The following is an 18,155-nucleotide window of genomic DNA, read 5'->3' as shown; positions in this document are numbered from 1 at the left end:
ACAGGAAATTACTAAGCGGTAGCTTTTGAGAGTGGGGCCGGGTGAACGTGATCCGGCCACCCGGCCCAGCCAGGAGGGCTCCCCGGGTGAGATTCCGGCAATTTCCAGGTAAGTGTCCGAACACGTCCACAACCCCCGGCCGGTGATCACCCTCTATGGGGACATGAGCCTCACCGGGACTCCGTTCCTCTGCACGATCGTCGTGCTGTCCGTGGTCGCCCTCATACTGCCGCTCCTGCTGTGGTCGAGGACGCCCGGGCCGAAGCCGCTGCGCGCCGCGGCCCGGGTGCTGATGCTGCTGTTCGCCCAGGGCACGGCCGTGACGCTGGTCTTCGTGCTGGTCAACAACCAGAACGGCCTGTACGACAACTGGGCCGACCTCATCGGCACCGGCGACCACGTCCAGCAGGCCGCCGACCTTGGCCGGGACGGCACCGGCGGGATCGCCCTGAAGCGACTGCCCCGGGTCGCGCAGGACTTCAGGCCGGCCGACGGAGCCGGGATGCGCGCGGCCGGCGGGGTGCGCGTCACCCAGCTCCGGGGGCGGGTCTCCGGTGTGAACGCCGAGGTCTACGTCTGGCTGCCGCCCCAGTACGGCGAACCCGCCTTCCGCCACCGGAAGTTCCCGGTCGTGGAGCTGCTGCCGGGCTACCCCGGCTCGGCGAAGGCCTGGTTCGGCGCGCTCAGGGCGCACGAGCAGGTGCTGCCGCTGATGCGCGACGGCCGGGTGGCGCCCTTCATCCTGGTCGCGCCGCGCACCAACCTGCTGGCCGGCGTCGACACCGGCTGCGCCAACGTCCCCGGGCAGGTCAACGCGGACAGCTGGCTGAGCGTCGACGTGCCGAGGATGGTGCTGGACAACTTCCGCGCCCAGCCGGCGCCGTCGGGCTGGGCGGTGGCCGGCTACTCGGCCGGCGCGCACTGCGCGGTCAAACTGGCCGTGGCCCACCCCGACCGTTACCGGGCCGCCGTGAGCCTGTCCGGCTACAACGACCCGATCGGCGAACGCAACTCGCTGGCCGCCCAGAGCCCCGCCCTGCGCGCCCGGAACAACCCCTACCTGCTGCTGCGCAAGGCTGCCGAGCCGCCCCGGATCGCCCTCTACGTCTCCGGCGAGTCCGGCGACGGCTACCAGGCGGGCGCGGCGCTGCAGGCGATCGCCAAGGCGCCGACGACCGTGCACGTGGTGTTCCTGCCGCGCAGCGCCGGCGGTCACACCATGGCGCTGTGGCGGCCGCAGGTCCCCGAGGTGTTCCGCTGGCTGACCCTGCAGATGGGCCAGAACCGCGCCAGGGGTGAGGACGGCTCGCTCGCCGGGGCCGGCACGGCGCCCCTGAGCGGCCCCGGCGCCGGGACCGGAAACGGGGTCGCCGGGGCTACTCCTCGGTCACCGTCGAGCGCCGGTTCCACGCACGCGGCGCTCGCCAGTGGAACTTCATCGCGAGCAGCCGCAGGACGAAGGCGGTGACGACCGCGAGCCCGCTGGTGAGCGGGGTCAGGGTGTCGTAGCGGATGCAGAGGGCCACCATGGTGGCGCCGACGATCGCGGGGACCGCGTACAGGTCGCGGTCCCAGCGCAGCAGCGAGGGGACCTCGTTGGCGAGCACGTCCCGCAGCACACCGCCGCCGACCGCCGTGGCGAGGCCCATGGTCGCCGACGCGGTCAGGTTGAGGCCGTAGGAGTACGCCTTGGTCGTGCCGCTGACGCAGAAGAGGCCGAGGCCGGCCGCGTCGAAGACCAGGACCCCCGTCTGGATGCGCTCCACGTGCGGGTGCAGGAAGAAGACCACGAGCGTGGCGAGCAGCGGGGTGAGGAAGTACCCGAGGTCCGTGAAGGCGGCCGGGGGCACGGCCCCGATGACCACGTCGCGGAACAGTCCCCCGCCCAGCGCGGTGACCTCGGCGAGTACGGCGATCCCGAAGATGTCGAAGTTCTTCCGGACGGCCAGCAGCGCGCCGGAGATCGCGAACACGAAGATGCCGATGACGTCGAGCGTGTGCTGGACGGAGGGACTGAAGAGTTGCTGGAGCTGCACCCTGCCATTCTCACCCGTCAGAGGGCGTGCGCCTTACAAGTGCAGGGTCAGAGGGCGGGTCGGCCTGTCGTATACAGCCAGGTGCCGAACAGATCGTCCAGTCGCTGCCCGCTGATCCGCTCGGCGAGGTGGACGAAGTCGGACGTCTCCGCGTTGCCGTACCGGTGCAGCCGGGTCCAGGCGGGCAGCAGCCTGAAGAACGCCCGGTCGCCGATCCGCTCCCGGAGCATCTGCAGGGTCATCGCGCCGCGCTGGTAGACGGCGGAGGCGAACATGGTGTCCCGCTGCGGGTCGGCCACCTTGATCTGCCAGAAGGAGGAGTCGGCCGGGCGGGCGTCGTAGGCGGCGCGGAAGGAGTCGTGGGCCGAGCGGGTGCCCTGGTGCTCCGCCCAAAGCCACTGGGCGTAGGTGGCGAAGCCCTCGTTGAGCCAGATGTCCTTCCACCGCGCCACGCTGACCGAGTCGCCGAACCACTGGTGGGCCAGCTCGTGCACGATCGTCGACTCGTTGCGCACGGCCGAGTAGGCGGGCTTGCTCTGCACCTCGAGGGAGAACCCGGCCGCGGGCATGTCGTCCACGATGGCGCCGGTCTCCTCGAAGGGGTACGGGCCGAAGATCCGGGACCAGTAGTCGGTGGCGGCGGCGGTGACGGCGTAGACGTCGACGTTGTTGCTGTTCTTCAGCACGGGGTCGATGGCCACGTAGACGGGGATGCCGCCCGGGGTGCGGCCCGTCCGCACGTCGAACCTGCCGATGGTGGCGGTCGCCAGGTACGTGGCCATCGGCCGGCTCTCCCGCCAGTGCGTGTACGTCGAACCGCCCCGGTCGCGGGTGGAGACGAGCCGGCCGTTGGAGACACCGGTCAGGCCCTTGGGCGCCTTGATCCGGATGTCGTAGGTGGCCTTGTCGGAAGGGTGGTCGCTGGACGGGAACCAGGTGGAGGCGGCGTTCGGTTCGCAGGCGACGAAGACACCGTCGGGCGTCTTCATCCAGCCGTAGCTGGAGCCGAAGACGATGGGGCCGCCGAGCGGTTCGGGAACGCCGCCGTAGGTGACGGAGACGGTGAACTCGCGGCCCTTGCGCAGGGTGTGGCGCGGGGTGACGGTGACCTCGTCGCCGTGCCGGGTGAAGCGCGCGCTTCTGCCGTCGACCTCGACCCGGGTGATCTCCAGCCGCTGGAGGTCGAGATCGAAGGAGGAGAGGTTCTGGGTGGCGCGCGCCGTGAGGGTGGTACGGCCGTCAAGGCGGCCGGTGCCGGGGGCGTAGGCGACGTCCAGGTCGTAGTGGCGGGCGTCGTAGCCGCCGTTGCCGAGCCCCGGGAAGTAGGTGTCGCCGATGCCGGGCGCGCCGGCGGTCGGGGCGGGCGACGCCGCGATGAGGAGGAAGGAGGCCGCCGCGGTGGCGAGGGCCCCTAACCGTGCCGAACGGGAGAGTGCCATGGTCGTCCCTTCGAGCGTGCCGATCAGTGGTCGGGCACGGACGACTCTGCACTCTCCCGCTCAGACATGTACATGACTTTGCAGTTCCGTCATGTGCTACTTGCCGGTTGACTCCTGGGAGTCGGTGTCGGCGGCGGGCTCCTCGGCGGGCGCGGTGGCCTCGGGCTCGGCCTTGCCGGTCGAGGTCCTGGCACCGGGCCCGGTCTTCACGGAACCGGCCTCGGCGACGGCCTCGGCCGCCTCCGCCGACTCCTTCACCGCGTCGGGCTTCTCCGCGTCGGCCTCGGACTCCGCGTCGGCGTCGGACTCCGCGGCCGCTTCGGTCCCGGCGGTCGCGGGCTCCTCCTGCGCGTCGGTCGCGGACTCGTCCGCCGCGTCGGCCTCGGCAGCGGCGGGCTTCTCCTCCGCGTCGGCAGCGGACTCGTCCGCGGCAACCGCCTCGGGCTTGTCCGTGGCGTCGGCCTCGGACTTCTCCGTCGCGGCGACCCCGGCAGCCGCCGGCTTCTCCGCGGCGTCCGTTCCGGCGGCCCCGGCAGCCGCCGACTCCTCCAGCACGGCGTCCGGGACCAGTTCCGACGCTTCCTTCGCCACCGACAGCAGGACCGTGTCCTGCGGGGCCTGGTCGGCGAAGTTCTCCGGGTGGTGGCAGGCGACCCGCTGACCGGGCTTCAGCTCCAGGAGCTGCGGCTCGGTCGTCCGGCAGATGTCCGTCGCCTTCCAGCATCGGGTGTGGAAACGGCAGCCGGGCGGCGGGGCGATGGGCGAGGGCACGTCACCGCGGAGCAGGATGCGCTCGCTCTTCTGTCCCCGGCGCTTGGTGTCCGGCACCGGCACCGCCGACATCAGCGCCTTGGTGTACGGGTGCATCGGCGCCTCGTACAGCGAGGTGCGGTCGGCCAGCTCGACGATCTTGCCGAGGTACATCACCGCGATCCGGTCCGAGACGTGCCGGACGACCGACAGGTCGTGCGCGATGATCACGTAGGTGAGGCCGAGTTCCTCCTGGAGGTCGTCCATGAGGTTCACGACCTGCGCCTGGATCGACACGTCCAGCGCGGAGACCGGCTCGTCGGCAACGACCAGCTTCGGCTTCAGCGCGAGCGCGCGGGCGATGCCGATGCGCTGGCGCTGGCCGCCGGAGAACTCGTGCGGGTAGCGGTTGTAGTGCTCGGGGCTCAGACCGACCAGCTCGAGCAGCCGCTGGACCTCCTTCTTCACACCGCCCTCGGGCTCCACGCCCTGCAACCGGAACGGCGCGGAGACGATCGAGCCGATGGTGTGGCGGGGGTTCAGGGAGCCGTACGGGTCCTGGAAGATCATCTGGATGTCGCGGCGCAGCGGGCGCATCTGCCCGGTCCGCAGCCGCGTGATGTCCTGGCCGTCGAACGTGATCGTGCCGCCGGTCGGGTCCTGGAGGCGGGTGATGACCCGGCCCATGGTCGACTTGCCGCAGCCCGACTCGCCCACCACGCCCAGGGTCTCGCCCTTGCGCACCTCGAAGTCGATCCCGTCGACGGCCTTCACCGCGCCGACCTGGCGCTGGAGAATGCCCTTCTTGATCGGGAAGTGCTTCTTCAGGCCCTCGACCCTGAGCAGCACCTCACGGTCCGCCGAGTCACCCGCGGGGGCCTGCGCCTGCTGCGGGATCACGGCCTCGTCCGTCTTCTTGGTCTCACTCACAGCTTCGGCGCAATCTCTTCGGTCCAGATCCGCTCACGGTCCTCGGCCGGGAGGTGGCAGGCGGACCAGTGCCCGGTGCTCACCTGCTCCAGCTCGGGGCGCACCGTGCGGGTGACGTTCCCCTTGGGGATGTCCGCGTACGGGCAGCGCGGGTGGAAGGCGCAGCCCGAGGGGACGTTGATGAGGCTCGGCGGCTGGCCCTTGACCGGGATGAGCCGTTCGGAGGTGTCGCGGTCGATGCGCGGCATCGAGCCGAGCAGACCCCAGGTGTAGGGGTGCTGCGGCTGCTCGAATACCTGGGCGGCGGGCCCGCGCTCCACACACCGGCCGCCGTACATCACGAGGACGTCGTCGGCGATCTCGGCGACCACACCGAGGTCGTGGGTGACCATGATGACCGCGGAGCCGAACTCCTTCTGCAGGTCACGGATCAGGTCGAGGATCTGCGCCTGGACGGTGACGTCCAGCGCGGTGGTCGGCTCGTCCGCGATGAGCAGCTCGGGGTTGTTGACCAGGGCCATGGCGATCATGGCGCGCTGGCGCATACCGCCGGAGAACTCGTGCGGGTAGCCGTCGACGCGCTTGGCCGGCTCGGGGATGCCGACCCGGTCGAGCATCTCGATGGCCCGCTTGCGGGCGACCTTCTTGCTGACGTCGTGGTGGACCCGGTACGCCTCGACGATCTGGTCGCCGACCTTGTAGTACGGGTGCATCGCGGACAGCGGGTCCTGGAAGATCATCGCCATCTCGCGGCCGCGGAGCTTGCGCACCTCGTCCGGGGTGGCGGAGACCAGTTCCTTGCCGTCCAGCCAGATCTCGCCGGTCATCCGCACGTTCTTGCCGCTGGTGCCGAGCCGGTGCAGGCCCATGATGGCCTGCGAGGTGACGGACTTGCCGGAGCCGGACTCACCGACGACGGCGAGGGTGCGGCCCTTCTCCAGCGAGAAGCTGAGCCCGTCGACGGACTTGACCAGGCCGTCGTCGGTCGGGAAGTGCACCCTGAGGTCGCGGACCTCGAGGAAGGCCTTGGGGGGCTGGGACGCGGAGGTGGGCTCGCCCACGGCGGCGCCGGTCTTGGAGAGTTCGGTCACGAGAGCCTCACCCGCGGGTCGGCGGCGGCGTAGAGCACGTCCACCAGGAGATTTGCGATGACGACGAAGAAGGCGGCGAGCAGCGTCACGCCCAGGATCTTCGGCAGGTCGTTGTCGGTGATGCCCTGCACCGCGTACTGGCCGATGCCGGGCAGCGAGAACACCGACTCGGTGATCACGGCGCCGCCGAGCAGGAGGCCGATGTCCATGCCGAAGACCGTGATGATCGGGGTCAGGGCGGCCCGGAGTCCGTGCCGGACGACGACCCTGCGCTCGCGCAGCCCCTTGGCCCGGGCCGTGCGGATGAAGTCCTCGTTCATCGTCTCCAGCATGCCCGAACGGGTCAGCCGGGCGTAGATGGCGGAGTACAGCAGAGCCAGAGAACACCACGCCGGGAAGAGGGTGTTGGCCCACTGCTCGGGATTCTCGGTGAGCGGGACGTAGTCGCTTCCGAAGATGGGCCACTTGAAGTGGAAGAGCAGGAGCGCCAGGTTGCCCGTGAAGAACATGGGCAGCGAGACGCCGGTGAGCGCGATGCCCATGAAGGTCCGGTCGAGGAACGAACGCGGCTTCAGCGCGGAAATGACACCGGCCACGACACCCGAGAGCAGCCACAGCACGGCGGCGCCCGCGGCCAGCGAGAGGGTGATCGGAAGACGGGAGGTGAGCTCCGGCCACACTGCCTGGTGGTTCTTGAAGGAATAACCGAAGCAGGGTGCGTCGCAGTGCACCGTGGTGGGGCCGAGGTCGTAGGTGGCGCCGGCCACGATCCCCTTGATGAAGTGCCAGTACTGGACGTAGACAGGCTGGTCCAGACCGAGGTTGTGCTTGACAGCGGCGATGTCCGCCTTCGACGGGCTCTTGCCGATGTACTGCTGCGCCAACTGGTCCGCTGTCTGGCCGGCAAGCCGTGGCAGCAGGAAGAAGATGGCGAAGGTGACCGCGGAGACGACCAGCAGCAGGATCACTGCCGCGAACGTCCGGCGGAGGATGTACGAGATCACGGGGACCGGCGCTGGTGCCGCGGGCCGCGAAGCCCGCGGGCACCAATGCCTTCACCTGCCTTCCGGGGCTGCTACTTCGACGCGACGCCGATGTTGAGGTAGTCGTACTGACCGCTGAAGGCCGCCGTGGAAACCAGGTTGGTGTAGTTCTGCGGGCGGGCCAGCAGGACCTTGAAGTAGGTCAGCGGGACGAGGACGGCGTCGTCCATGGTCTTCTTGTCGATCTGCGTGTACAGGCTGTTGCGCTCAGCGTCGTCCTGCGTACCGATCGCCTTGCCCAGCAGGGAGTTGACGTCCTTGTTGTCGTACTGCGACAGGTTGGTGTTACCCGACTGGCTGATCGCCTTGCCGTTCAGGATCTGCTGCAGGAAGCCGTAGCCGGAGGGCCAGTCGGCACCCCACTGCATCATGATCAGACCGAGGTTCTGCTTCTCGGTGAACTTCGGGACACCGGCGTAGTCGGTGAAGTACTTGCCGGACGGGTACTGCTTCAGGCTGGCGTTGATGCCGACCTTCTTCAGCGAGTTGATGATCGCCGTGGCGGCGTCGATCTCCTGCGGACGGTCCGAGCGGGCCGAGATGTTGGTGCTGATCGACGACTTGCCGCAGGCCTTCAGCTGCTCCTTGGCCTTGGCCGCGTCACCCTTGTTGCCGGAGGTCGCGTAGACGTCCGACTTGGCGTAGCCCGGGATGTCCGGAGGCAGCACGGTGGAGGCGATGTCGCCGCGGATCGGGCCGCCCTCGGCGGTCTGCACCGAGACCTTGTCGATCGCGTACTGCACGGCCTTGCGGCACTCGACCTTGTCGAACGGCTTCACCTTGGTGTTGATCGCCATGTAGACGAGACGGCCACCGTAGGTGTTGTCCGTGCCGGCCTTCTTCGCGGTGTCGGTGAGCACCTTGGCCTGCGTGGAGGCCTGGACACCGGTACCGGCCAGGTCGATGGCCTTGCCGGCCATGACGTCCTGGTCGATGGTCTCCGGGTTGACCTTCAGCTTGACGACGATCTTTTCCGGGAGCTGCTTGCGCAGCGGGTCGGTCTTCGCGTCCCAGTTCTCGTTGCGCACGAGCACGGCCTGCTTGCCGTCCTCGTAGCTCTGGAACTTGTACGAGCCCGACGACACGATGTGCTTGACGTAGTCGACGCCCTTGTCCTTGGACTGGGGCACCGGCGCCGTCTGCGGGGCGGCGACGAGGTAGTCGAACTCCTGGAACGCCTGGTTCAGGTGGAAGACGACCGTGGTGTCGTCCGGCGTCTCGATGGAGGACAGGCCCTTGCCGCTCTTGTCCTTGTAGGGGCCCTTGTACTTGTCGCCCTTCGCCATGAACTGCTGGAAGTAGTTCGGGCCGAGGGAGAGCACGTCGCGCGCGAAGTTGGAGCGCTCGACGGCGTACTTGACGTCCTTCGAGGTGATCGGCGAGCCGTCCTCGTACTTCAGGCCCGAACGCAGCTTGTACGTCCAGGTCTTGCCGCCGTCGCTCGGGACGCCCTTGCTCGCGGCGAGGTCCGGGACGAGGGTGTTGCCCTTCTCGCCGGCGCCGGGCTGGAACGTCATCAGCGGGCGGGCGTAGAGCCGGCTGAGGTTGTACATGTACGCGTAGTACGTGTTGCCGGGGTCGAAGGAGTCCGGCACGTCGGACAGCTCGTAGGTGACCGTGCCGCCCTTCTTCTCGGAGGCGTTGACCACACCCTTGGTCGCGGCGTTGGCCCCGGCGGACGAGCCGTTGTTGTCCTTGTTGTCATCGGCCTTGCTGCAACCTGCAACGAGCAGGCTGGCGGAGCCGATGGCCGCGATAGCGGCCAGCGCTGACCTTCGCATGATGGGCGCTTTCCCCTCCATAGTCGGAAACTTTTCGGGCTCTCGGGTGGTGGCAGGCGTCAGCGGCTGCGCGGGTCGAGAGCGTCGCGGAGACCGTCGCCCAGCAGATTGAACGCCAGGACGGTGACGAAGATGGCGAGACCGGGCACGATCATGAACTGGGGATCGACCTGGTAGTAGGTGACCGCTTCGCGGAGCATGCCGCCCCATGAGGCCTGCGGGGGCTGGATGCCGACACCGAGGAAGCTCAGGGACGCCTCGAAGAGGATGTTGGTCGGGATGAGCAGCGTCGAGTAGACGATGATCGGGCCGACCAGGTTCGGCATCAGCTCCCGGAACAGGATGTACGGGCCCTTGGCACCCATGCCGCGGGAGGCGTCCACGAACTCGCGCTCACGCAGGGCGAGGGTCTGGCCGCGCACGATCCGGCCCAGATAGGGCCAGTTGAAGAAGCCGATGACGAAGATCAGCACGCTCAGGTGGAGCGGGAGCCCGTTGAGGCCGAACGCGCCGCCCTGCAGCGTGGCGGAGATCGCGATGGCGAACAGCAGGAGGGGGAACGCGAGGAAGGTGTCCATCAGGCGGCTGATGATGTTGTCGACCCGGCCGCCGTAGTAGCCCGCGACGACGCCCATGATGGCGCCGATCACGTTGGACAGGATCGTGGCACCGAAGGCGACCACCAGCGACACCCAGGAGCCCTCCAGGACGCGGGTGGCGATGTCCCGGCCGAACTTCGGGTCCACACCGAGCGGGTGGTCCGCGCTCATGCCGCCCCAACTGCCCTTGGGCAGCGAGGTGTCGGGGGTGATGAGGTCCTGGTGGAAGGCGTTGGGGTCGAGTCCGAGCAGGGCCTGCAGGGGCCGGGAGAGGATGGCCAGCGCGACGAGCAGGACGACGATGACGCCGCCCGCGACGGCGACCTTGTCCCTCTTGAATCTCGACCAGGCGATCTGGCCAAGGGAACGACCCTCGATCCGCCCCTTACCGGCACCCTCGAGCACAGCTTCCGGCTGTGTCTCGGCTGCCGCCCCGGTGGTCTCGATCGGTGCGGTCACAGTGACCCGACCCCTCTCGCCGGTGGTGACCGGCCTGCGCCTGCCGCGGTTTGCGGCTTTGTCGACTTGCCTCGATCGCGAGGTTCGACCTCACGTCTGAATCGGGAGTCTTCAGCTTCTTTGCGATCACCCGCCAGAGCTGGCGGGGAAAGTATGCGCAACCGTGATGCAGTCCAGGGGATTCCGTTATCCGATCACGGGGTAACGGCCACCGGACAGGGGGCACTTGGGACAGAACGGCGCTTCGGCTCCAATCGGACGAAACTTCGCTCTTCTACGCGCGGAGAAGTCCGTCCCGCGCACGAATTCTCCACCACGGTCCAAGTGGCGGACTCCCCGGCCCGGTTGCTCAGTAACCCCCGTGGACCGGCGGGTAGCCGTAACCGGGGGCCGGCGCCTGAGGCTGCGGCGGGCCCTGCGGCTGCGGCTGGGGAACGGCCGCGTGGGCGTCGCGATCGTAGAACGGGCGGGCGTTGGCCCGCATCCACAGCACCACCGGGTCGTAGTCGTCGGTCATCGCGACCGTCGACACCGGCAGTCCCTCGGGGACCGCGCCGACGGACTGCTGCATCATCGCGCGCACCGAGTCGACGGCGGCGGGCGAGGTGTCGTAGACGTCCAGGCCGATGGCGAGGTACGGCGCGCCGAGCGCGGGCTGCACCCAGGCGCGGCGCAGCGAGCGCAGGGCCGGGGTGCGGTGGGCGTTCTGCGTGAGCAGGGCGTAGAACTGCGCGACGTCGATGCCGGGTTCCGACAGCCGCAGGGGGCCGGCGGGCTGGCGGTCGAGGCCGGTGGCGATGCGACGCAGGTCCAGCCAGGGGATGCCGACGCCGCCGCCCGGGGCGTGCGGATTGAGCCAGAGGCCGTAGTGGTCGGGGTAGAGGGTGCGGGCCACGTCGAGCCCGTCGACCACCTCGTAGGAGCGGTTCCAGCCACTGGCCGAGAGTTCCTGCGCGGAGGTCACACAGGGGGCGTAGCCGGAGCCGTCGACCTCCATGTTCCCGTACTGGGCGTCCGGGGATCCGGCCTGGCCGTGCCACAACAGCATCCAGATCTGGCCGGAGGAGGGGGTGGCGAGGGCGCGCAGCAGTGCCTCGTACGCGTCGTAGCGGCCGGGGGTGACCTGGCGCAGCATGTGCTCGACGCTGCCGCTTGGGCTCGCGCTCACCTGTCTTTACCGCCCCTTCGATTCTTGCCCCGTGTTCGGGGACAGCTTAAGCGCCCAATGGCTCGGGGCCCTGTGTTCGTGCGCGGGTGCGGCTCGGTCGCGGCTCGTCGCACAGTTGCCGCGCCCCTCAGGCCTGCTGTCCCCGAACCCGCCGGTCAGTGGCCGTACTGGTAGAAGGGGCGGACGTTGGATTTGAGCCAGGTGGCCACCGGGTCGTCCGTGACGTCCAGGAGGACGAGGTTGACCTGCCATTTGACCGGGGCTTTACCCAGAGCCCGGCCGAGGGCCTCCAGGGGAAGGGCCCGCAGGTCGCCCTCCCACTGGGAGAGTTCCACACCCACGAACATCACCGGGTCGGCCGTCTCGACGGAGGCGAGACAGCGGCGGGCCGTGACCACCACTCCGGTGCCGGCGAACTCGGCGGAGGCGGCGGAGAGGAAGTCGACCGGGTCGTCCTGCCAGTCCGGTTCGAAGAGACGGACCCGGCCACCGGTGGCGGGGCCGTCCAGCGGGGTGTGGCCGGTCCGGCAGAGTTCGGCCACCGCCCCGGGCGGCAACGGCAGGCCGACCACCCCGTCGGGGTTCACGAGGATGCCGGCCTGCGGGGGCAGGCCGCGGGCGAACTCCACCGCCGGGGCGACGGTGTACGACATGTGGGAGCCGGCGGCCAGCCGGAGCTGCTCCTCGGAGCTGAAGACCGGGACGTACACCTGGCCCTCGATCTCCGTCGTGGGCAGGTCCAGGGGACCGCTGTGCGGGCCGCCGCCGTTGGGCAGCGGGATCCACAGCAGGCTGCGGCCCAGCACCTCGGCGATCCGGCCGCCCGCGCCGGGTACGCCGAGGGAGGCCGAGAGCACCTCCTCCAGTTCGTTGCCGGGCCAACCGCCGTGCGGGTGGGGGTGCGTCTGTGCCGGATAGTCCGCGGGAAGGTCCGCCGCCGAGAAGTCCATCTGCCTGCCGCCTGCTGGGAACCACTGCTGTGGTCCGAAAGGCTAGCGGGTGCCCGGGACGGCGCTCAGCCGGATCGGCCCGCGAAGCCGATGCGGCGCAGCACGTCCGCGGCGTCCCGGTCCAGCAGCACCGCCGAGCCGCAGCCCGCGGGCAGTTCTCCCCGCTCCACCGCGCGCAGCAGACGGGCCGCCGTACGGCGGTGGCGGCGGAAGGCGTATCGGGAGACCCCGCGGCCGCGCTCGCGCTGGCCCGCGCGGGCGGTCTCCGCGGTGACGTCGAGCAGGAGCAGGTGCAGGGTGCCGCCGCGGCGCCGGGCCGCGCGGACCAGCCAGCCGCGCACCCAGGCCTGGGTGCCGCAGTCGTGCACGACGACCCCCTCGCCGGTGCCGAGGGCGCGGCGCAGTCCGGCGTAGTGGGCGAGCCGGACCAGGGGGCGGTAGAGCGCGTAGGGGAGGAAGCGCGGCATCCGGGCGTCCCAGCGGTCGCGGGCGTCCTGGGAGTCGACGCGGTGACCGGGGACCGCGCGGTGCATCAGGGTGGACTTGCCGCTGCCGGGCAGCCCGGTGATCACCACCAGGTCGCGGGGGCCGAAGAGCAGGTCGTGCGGGCTGCGCCCGGCGCGCTCGCGCAGGTCGCGGACGACCGGGGCGGGACGTCCGGCGCAGCGCTCGCGGGCCGGGGCGGAGGGCTGCTTCGGCACCGCGAGACCGGTGGTGGCGGCGTAGGCCGTGGTCCTGTTCACCGTCATCGTCCTCCCCTTGTGGGCTCGGAACACCCTTTGCCCATTGAATGTAAAGAGAAGGTAATGCGCTGGTCCAGCGGTTGGGTGCGCGTACTGCCACAGCTCGGTTACAGATGCGGGCCCTGACGGGCCGGGGCGCGGCGTGCAATGATGTGCCCGCCAACTGCATACCGGCCGCTTGAATCCGCGCGGGAGAGTTCCCAGCCAGCTCAGCTGGGACGCCGAAGGAGCAAGTCCCTCCCTTGAATCTCTCAGGCCCCGTTACCGCGCGGGCGAGGCACATCTGAAAAGCGGGCCGCTGCGACAGTGGCTCCACCCAAGGTGCAAGCCGTGACCACTCCTCGCGAGGATCATGGCGAACCTCTCAGGTTCCGATGACAGATGGGGAGGAACGATCCTCGCCTGTCATGCCTGCCCTGGGAGACGACCGACCGATGAGCAGTACCGAACCCACTGGACCGCGCCGTACCGCGCTCGACGCCCTGCACCGCTCGCTCGGCGCGACGATGACCGACTTCGCCGGCTGGGACATGCCGCTGCGCTACGCGTCCGAGCGCGACGAGCACCTCGCGGTGCGGACGAAGGCCGGTCTCTTCGACCTCTCGCACATGGGCGAGATCACCGTGACCGGGCCGCAGGCGGCCGACCTGCTGAACTACGCCCTGGTGGGCAACATCGCGTCCGTCGGTGTCGGCCGCGCCCGCTACACCATGATCTGCCAGGCCGACGGCGGCATCCTGGACGACCTGATCGTCTACCGGCTGGCCGAACACGAGTACATGGTCGTCGCCAACGCCTCCAACGCCCAGGTGGTGCTGGACGCGCTGACCGAGCGTGCCGCGGGCTTCGACGCCGAGGTGCGCGACGACCGGGACGCCTACGCGCTGATCGCGGTCCAGGGCCCCGAGTCCCCCGGCATCCTGAAGTCGCTGACCGACGCCGACCTGGACGGCCTGAAGTACTACGCGGGCCTGCCCGGCACCGTCGCCGGCGTCCCCGCGCTGATCGCGCGCACGGGCTACACCGGCGAGGACGGCTTCGAGCTGTTCGTGAAGCCGGAGCACGCGGTGGAGCTGTGGCAGGCGCTGACCAAGGCGGGCGAGGGCGCCGGTCTGGTGCCGTGCGGCCTGTCGTGCCGGGACACCCTGCGCCTCGAGGCGGGCATGCCGCTGTACGGGCACGAGCTGACCACCTCCCTGACCCCCTTCGACGCCGGGCTCGGCCGGGTGGTGAAGTTCGAGAAGGAGGGCGACTTCGTGGGCCGCGAGGCGCTGGCCGGGGCCGCCGCCCGGGCCGAGCAGAACCCGCCGCGCGTGCTCGTCGGCCTGGTCGCCGAGGGCCGCCGGGTGCCGCGAGCCGGGTACCCCGTCGTCGCGGGCGGCACGGTGATCGGCGAGGTCACCTCCGGCGCCCCCTCCCCCACCCTGGGCAAGCCGATCGCGATGGCGTACGTCGACGCGGCGCACTCGGCGCCGGGCGCCGAGGGTGTCGGCGTGGACATCCGGGGCAGCCACGAGCCGTACGAGGTCGTGGCGCTCCCCTTCTACAAGCGCCAGAAGTAGACACTGGGCGCGGTCCGTCCACTGGACGTGACCCTGCGCACATCCCCGCTGCTCAGCAGCAGGTCCAGCAGTCCCCCATTCATCAGCACTCCCGCGCGTACAGGAGAATTCAGGCCATGAGCAACCCCCAGCAGCTGCGCTACAGCAAGGAGCACGAGTGGCTGTCGGCCGCCGAGGACGGCGTCTCGACGGTCGGCATCACCGAGTTCGCGGCCAATGCGCTCGGCGATGTGGTCTACGCCCAGCTCCCCGAGGTCGGTTCCACGGTGTCCGCGGGTGAGACCTGCGGCGAGCTGGAGTCGACCAAGTCGGTCTCGGACCTGTACTCCCCGGTCACCGGTGAGATCACCGAGGTCAACGAGGACGTCGTCAACGACCCGTCGCTGGTGAACTCGGCCCCCTTCGAGGGCGGCTGGCTGTTCAAGGTGCGCGTCACCGAGGAGCCGGGCGACCTGCTCTCCGCCGACGAGTACACCGCCCAGAACGCCGGCTGAGGAGTCGTAGCCGTATGACTGTCCTGAACACGTCCCTGCACGAGCTGGACCCGGAGATCGCCGCCGCGGTCGACGCCGAGCTGAACCGCCAGCAGTCGACGCTGGAGATGATCGCCTCGGAGAACTTCGCGCCGCTCGCGGTGATGGAGGCCCAGGGCTCGGTGCTGACCAACAAGTACGCGGAGGGCTACCCGGGCCGCCGCTACTACGGCGGCTGCGAGCACGTCGACGTCGCCGAGCAGATCGCCATCGACCGGATCAAGGAGCTGTTCGGCGCCGAGTACGCCAACGTCCAGCCCCACTCCGGCGCCTCCGCGAACCAGGCGGCGCTGTTCGCCCTCGCCCAGCCCGGGGACACCATCCTCGGCCTGGACCTGGCGCACGGCGGCCACCTCACCCACGGGATGCGGCTGAACTTCTCCGGCAAGCAGTTCAACGTGGTCGCATACCACGTCGACGAGGCGGGCCTGGTCGACATGGCCGAGGTCGAGCGGCTGGCCAAGGAGCACCGTCCGAAGGTGATCATCGCCGGCTGGTCGGCGTACCCGCGTCAGCTCGACTTCGCCGAGTTCCGCCGGATCGCCGACGAGGTCGAGGCGTACCTGTGGGTCGACATGGCGCACTTCGCGGGCCTGGTCGCGGCGGGTCTGCACCCGAACCCGGTCGAGTACGCGGACGTGGTCACCTCCACGACCCACAAGACCCTCGGCGGCCCGCGCGGCGGCATCATCCTGGCGAAGAAGGACTTCGCGAAGAAGCTGAACTCGTCCGTCTTCCCGGGCTTCCAGGGCGGTCCCCTGGAGCACGTGATCGCGGCCAAGGCGGTCTCCTTCAAGGTCGCCGCCTCGGAGGAGTTCAAGGAGCGCCAGCGGCGTACGGTGGAGGGTGCCCGCATCCTCGCCGAGCGGCTGACCGCCGCCGACGCCCGCGAGGCCGGGGTCAACGTGCTGTCCGGCGGTACGGACGTGCACCTGATCCTGGTGGACCTGCGTGAGTCCGAGCTGGACGGGCAGCAGGCCGAGGACCGCCTCCACGAGGTCGGCATCACGGTCAACCGCAACGCCGTCCCGAACGACCCGCGTCCCCCTATGGTGACCTCGGGCCTGCGCATCGGTACGCCGGCCCTGGCCACCCGGGGCTTCACGGCCGAGGACTTCGCCGAGGTCGCCGACGTGATCGCCGAGGCCCTGAAGGCGCCCGCCCCCTTCGAGGGCGCCGGCGTGGAAGGGCTCAAGGCCCGGGTGAAGGCCCTGGCCGACAAGCACCCGCTGTACCCGGGTCTGAACAAGTAAGTCCGTTTCACCGGGCACCGCGCACACTGGAACGTGTGCGCGGTGCCTGACCCGCACCACCCCGTATTGAGGAGTTTCCGTGGCCATCTCGGTCTTCGACCTGTTCTCGATCGGCATCGGCCCGTCCAGCTCCCACACGGTCGGTCCGATGCGCGCGGCGCGCATGTTCGCCCGCCGACTGCGCAACGAGGACCTGCTGGGCTCCGTCGCCGCGGTGCGCTGCGAGCTGTACGGCTCGCTCGGCGCGACCGGCCACGGCCACGGCACCCCTAAGGCGGTGCTGCTAGGTCTGGAGGGCGCCTCGCCGCGCACGGTGGACGTCGAGTCGGCCGACGACCGGGTGGAGGGGATCAGGCAGTCGGGCCGGATCTCGCTGCTCGGCGAGCACGAGATCGCGTTCTCCCTCGACGACGACCTGGTCCTGCACCGCCGCAAGGCGCTGCCCTACCACGCCAACGGCATGACGGTCTGGGCGTACGACGCGGCCGGCACGGAGCTGCTCTCCAAGACGTACTACTCGGTCGGCGGCGGCTTCGTCGTGGACGAGGACGCGGTCGGCGAGGACCGCATCGTGCTGGACGACACGGTACTGAAGTACCCCTTCCGCACCGGTGACGAGCTGCTGCGCCTGACCCGGGAGACGGGTCTGTCGATCTCCTCCCTGATGCTGGAGAACGAGCGCGCCTGGCGCACCGAGGAGGAGATCCGGGCGGGCCTGCTGGAGATCTGGCGGGTCATGCGCGAGTGCGTCCAGCGGGGCATGTCCCGGGAGGGCATCCTGCCCGGCGGCCTGAAGGTGCGCCGCCGCGCGGCCGTCTCGGCCCGCCAGCTGCGCGCCGAGGGCGACCCGCTCGCGCACGCGATGGAGTGGATCACGCTCTACGCGATGGCGGTGAACGAGGAGAACGCGGCCGGCGGCCGCGTGGTCACCGCCCCGACGAACGGCGCGGCGGGCATCATCCCGGCGGTCCTGCACTACTACATCAACTTCGTGCCGGGCGCCGACGAGGACGGCGTGGTCCGCTTCCTCCTCGCCGCCGGCGCCATCGGCATGCTGTTCAAGGAGAACGCCTCCATCTCCGGCGCCGAGGTCGGCTGCCAGGGCGAGGTCGGCTCCGCCTGCTCCATGGCCGCGGGAGCGCTCGCCGAGGTGCTCGGCGGCAGCCCCGAGCAGGTGGAGAACGCCGCCGAGATCGGCATGGAGCACAACCTCGGCCTGACCTGCGATCCCGTGGGCGGCCTGGTCCAGATCCCCTGCATCGAGCGCAACGGCATGGCCGCGGTGAAGGCGGTCACCGCGGCGAAGATGGCGATGCGCGGCGACGGCTCGCACAAGGTGTCCCTGGACAAGGTCATCAAGACGATGAAGGACACGGGCGCGGACATGTCGGTCAAGTACAAGGAGACGGCCCGGGGCGGGCTGGCGGTGAACATCATCGAGTGCTGAGCGGGCTCAGGGAGCCGGGTACTCCCCGGGGTCCTCGCTGGAGCTGGTGCGCACGACCTCCGTGATGGTCAGTTCGAAGAAGTCGTACCACTTGTCGCGGCCGAGCCGCTGGGCATCCTGGTGCTCGGGGTCCTCGCGCCACTTGCGCAGCGTCTCCGGGTCGCGCCACCACACCAGCGCCACGCGCTCGCCGTCCTCCGCCTCGTAGCTCTTGAGCCGCACGAGATCGTCACCGGCCATCTCCCGTACCTTCCGGGCCAGATGGTCCTCCGTCGTTCCGTAGGTGTCGTCGACGTTCTCGGAGAAACGCGACCTGAAGACGACCAGAATCACTGTGCCCTCCGGGCAGTTGGTTCTTGTGTGCACACATG

At 69.8% G+C, this 18,155-nt stretch carries 16 protein-coding genes and 2 riboswitches; of the genes, 5 read left to right on the top strand and 11 right to left on the bottom strand.

Translation table 11 applies throughout. The features are described from left to right. Positions 1 to 163 precede the first annotated feature (163 nt). Entirely contained in the window at positions 164 to 1,468 is a 1,305-nt protein-coding gene (locus ACZ6B1_RS26010; protein WP_468782214.1) for an alpha/beta hydrolase, read from the top strand. Here the strand turns inward: ACZ6B1_RS26010 and ACZ6B1_RS26005 are convergent. The 10 genes from ACZ6B1_RS26005 to ACZ6B1_RS25960 form a co-directional block, all read right to left on the bottom strand. Then, a complete protein-coding gene (locus ACZ6B1_RS26005; protein ID WP_468782212.1) occupies positions 1,377 to 2,036 on the bottom strand; it encodes a trimeric intracellular cation channel family protein in 660 nt (219 codons plus the stop codon). The genes ACZ6B1_RS26010 and ACZ6B1_RS26005 overlap by 92 nt on opposite strands. Before the next feature lie 47 nt (positions 2,037 to 2,083). After that, positions 2,084 to 3,475, bottom strand: a complete 1,392-nt coding sequence (locus tag ACZ6B1_RS26000; protein WP_468782210.1) for a M1 family metallopeptidase — start codon at positions 3,473 to 3,475, stop codon at positions 2,084 to 2,086. A gap of 96 nt (positions 3,476 to 3,571) precedes the next feature. Beyond that, complete coding sequence (locus ACZ6B1_RS25995) at positions 3,572 to 5,125, bottom strand: ABC transporter ATP-binding protein (RefSeq protein WP_468782579.1); 1,554 nt, start codon at positions 5,123 to 5,125, stop codon at positions 3,572 to 3,574. A 26-nt stretch (positions 5,126 to 5,151) separates the two neighbouring features. After that, positions 5,152 to 6,246 carry an ABC transporter ATP-binding protein gene (locus ACZ6B1_RS25990; protein ID WP_468782208.1) on the bottom strand — a complete coding sequence of 365 codons (1,095 nt, stop codon included), beginning with the start codon at positions 6,244 to 6,246 and terminating at the stop codon, positions 5,152 to 5,154. Next, positions 6,243 to 7,250, bottom strand: coding sequence for an ABC transporter permease (locus ACZ6B1_RS25985; protein ID WP_468782206.1), 1,008 nt, complete (start codon positions 7,248 to 7,250; stop codon positions 6,243 to 6,245). The genes ACZ6B1_RS25990 and ACZ6B1_RS25985 overlap by 4 nt, the downstream gene beginning before the upstream one ends. Before the next feature lie 71 nt (positions 7,251 to 7,321). Further along, complete coding sequence (locus ACZ6B1_RS25980) at positions 7,322 to 9,070, bottom strand: ABC transporter substrate-binding protein (protein ID WP_468782204.1); 1,749 nt, start codon at positions 9,068 to 9,070, stop codon at positions 7,322 to 7,324. Positions 9,071 to 9,129: 59 nt separating this feature from the next. Then, positions 9,130 to 10,128, bottom strand: coding sequence for an ABC transporter permease (locus tag ACZ6B1_RS25975; RefSeq protein ID WP_468782202.1), 999 nt, complete (start codon positions 10,126 to 10,128; stop codon positions 9,130 to 9,132). A 349-nt stretch (positions 10,129 to 10,477) separates the two neighbouring features. Next, positions 10,478 to 11,263 carry an enhanced serine sensitivity protein SseB C-terminal domain-containing protein gene (locus ACZ6B1_RS25970; RefSeq protein ID WP_468782577.1) on the bottom strand — a complete coding sequence of 262 codons (786 nt, stop codon included), beginning with the start codon at positions 11,261 to 11,263 and terminating at the stop codon, positions 10,478 to 10,480. Between the two features lie 188 nt (positions 11,264 to 11,451). After that, positions 11,452 to 12,246 (bottom strand): enhanced serine sensitivity protein SseB, encoded by a 795-nt coding sequence (locus tag ACZ6B1_RS25965; RefSeq protein WP_468782200.1) that lies wholly within the window; start codon positions 12,244 to 12,246, stop codon positions 11,452 to 11,454. 65 nt (positions 12,247 to 12,311) lie between these two features. Next, positions 12,312 to 12,989 (bottom strand): AAA family ATPase, encoded by a 678-nt coding sequence (locus tag ACZ6B1_RS25960; protein WP_468782575.1) that lies wholly within the window; start codon positions 12,987 to 12,989, stop codon positions 12,312 to 12,314. Positions 12,990 to 13,168: 179 nt separating this feature from the next. Further along, a riboswitch (glycine riboswitch) is annotated at positions 13,169 to 13,266 on the top strand. Further along, positions 13,267 to 13,380: riboswitch (glycine riboswitch) on the top strand. Positions 13,381 to 13,423: 43 nt separating this feature from the next. On the opposite strand from ACZ6B1_RS25960, the gene gcvT reads away from it, so the two are divergent. From gcvT to ACZ6B1_RS25940, 4 genes are all read left to right on the top strand, one after another. Continuing rightward, entirely contained in the window at positions 13,424 to 14,551 is a 1,128-nt protein-coding gene (gene gcvT / locus ACZ6B1_RS25955) for a glycine cleavage system aminomethyltransferase GcvT (RefSeq protein ID WP_468782198.1), read from the top strand. Between the two features lie 116 nt (positions 14,552 to 14,667). Beyond that, entirely contained in the window at positions 14,668 to 15,045 is a 378-nt protein-coding gene (gene gcvH, locus ACZ6B1_RS25950; RefSeq protein WP_468782196.1) for a glycine cleavage system protein GcvH, read from the top strand. Positions 15,046 to 15,059: 14 nt separating this feature from the next. Further along, complete coding sequence (gene glyA / locus ACZ6B1_RS25945; RefSeq protein ID WP_468782194.1) at positions 15,060 to 16,337, top strand: serine hydroxymethyltransferase; 1,278 nt, start codon at positions 15,060 to 15,062, stop codon at positions 16,335 to 16,337. A 79-nt stretch (positions 16,338 to 16,416) separates the two neighbouring features. Then, positions 16,417 to 17,784, top strand: a complete 1,368-nt coding sequence (locus ACZ6B1_RS25940; protein WP_468782192.1) for an L-serine ammonia-lyase — start codon at positions 16,417 to 16,419, stop codon at positions 17,782 to 17,784. Positions 17,785 to 17,790: 6 nt separating this feature from the next. On the opposite strand, the gene ACZ6B1_RS25935 is transcribed toward ACZ6B1_RS25940, so the two are convergent. Further along, complete coding sequence (locus ACZ6B1_RS25935; RefSeq protein ID WP_468782190.1) at positions 17,791 to 18,117, bottom strand: antibiotic biosynthesis monooxygenase family protein; 327 nt, start codon at positions 18,115 to 18,117, stop codon at positions 17,791 to 17,793. Between the last annotated feature and the right edge of the window lie 38 nt (positions 18,118 to 18,155).

It is taken from the genome of Streptomyces sp. NPDC041129 (genome assembly GCF_055592265.1).
Note: the sequence above shows the minus strand (reverse complement) of the source record. Positions and strands in the feature narration are given on the sequence as shown.

Coding starts and splice junctions, on each gene's coding strand:
- ACZ6B1_RS25980 (WP_468782204.1), bottom strand. CDS start 9,070: ATGCGAAGGTCAGCGCTGGCCGCTATCGCGGCCATCGGCTCCGCCAGC.
- gcvT (WP_468782198.1), top strand. CDS start 13,424: ATGAGCAGTACCGAACCCACTGGACCGCGCCGTACCGCGCTCGACGCC.
- gcvH (WP_468782196.1), top strand. CDS start 14,668: ATGAGCAACCCCCAGCAGCTGCGCTACAGCAAGGAGCACGAGTGGCTG.
- ACZ6B1_RS26000 (WP_468782210.1), bottom strand. CDS start 3,475: ATGGCACTCTCCCGTTCGGCACGGTTAGGGGCCCTCGCCACCGCGGCG.
- glyA (WP_468782194.1), top strand. CDS start 15,060: ATGACTGTCCTGAACACGTCCCTGCACGAGCTGGACCCGGAGATCGCC.
- ACZ6B1_RS25965 (WP_468782200.1), bottom strand. CDS start 12,246: ATGGACTTCTCGGCGGCGGACCTTCCCGCGGACTATCCGGCACAGACG.
- ACZ6B1_RS25970 (WP_468782577.1), bottom strand. CDS start 11,263: ATGCTGCGCCAGGTCACCCCCGGCCGCTACGACGCGTACGAGGCACTG.
- ACZ6B1_RS26010 (WP_468782214.1), top strand. CDS start 164: ATGAGCCTCACCGGGACTCCGTTCCTCTGCACGATCGTCGTGCTGTCC.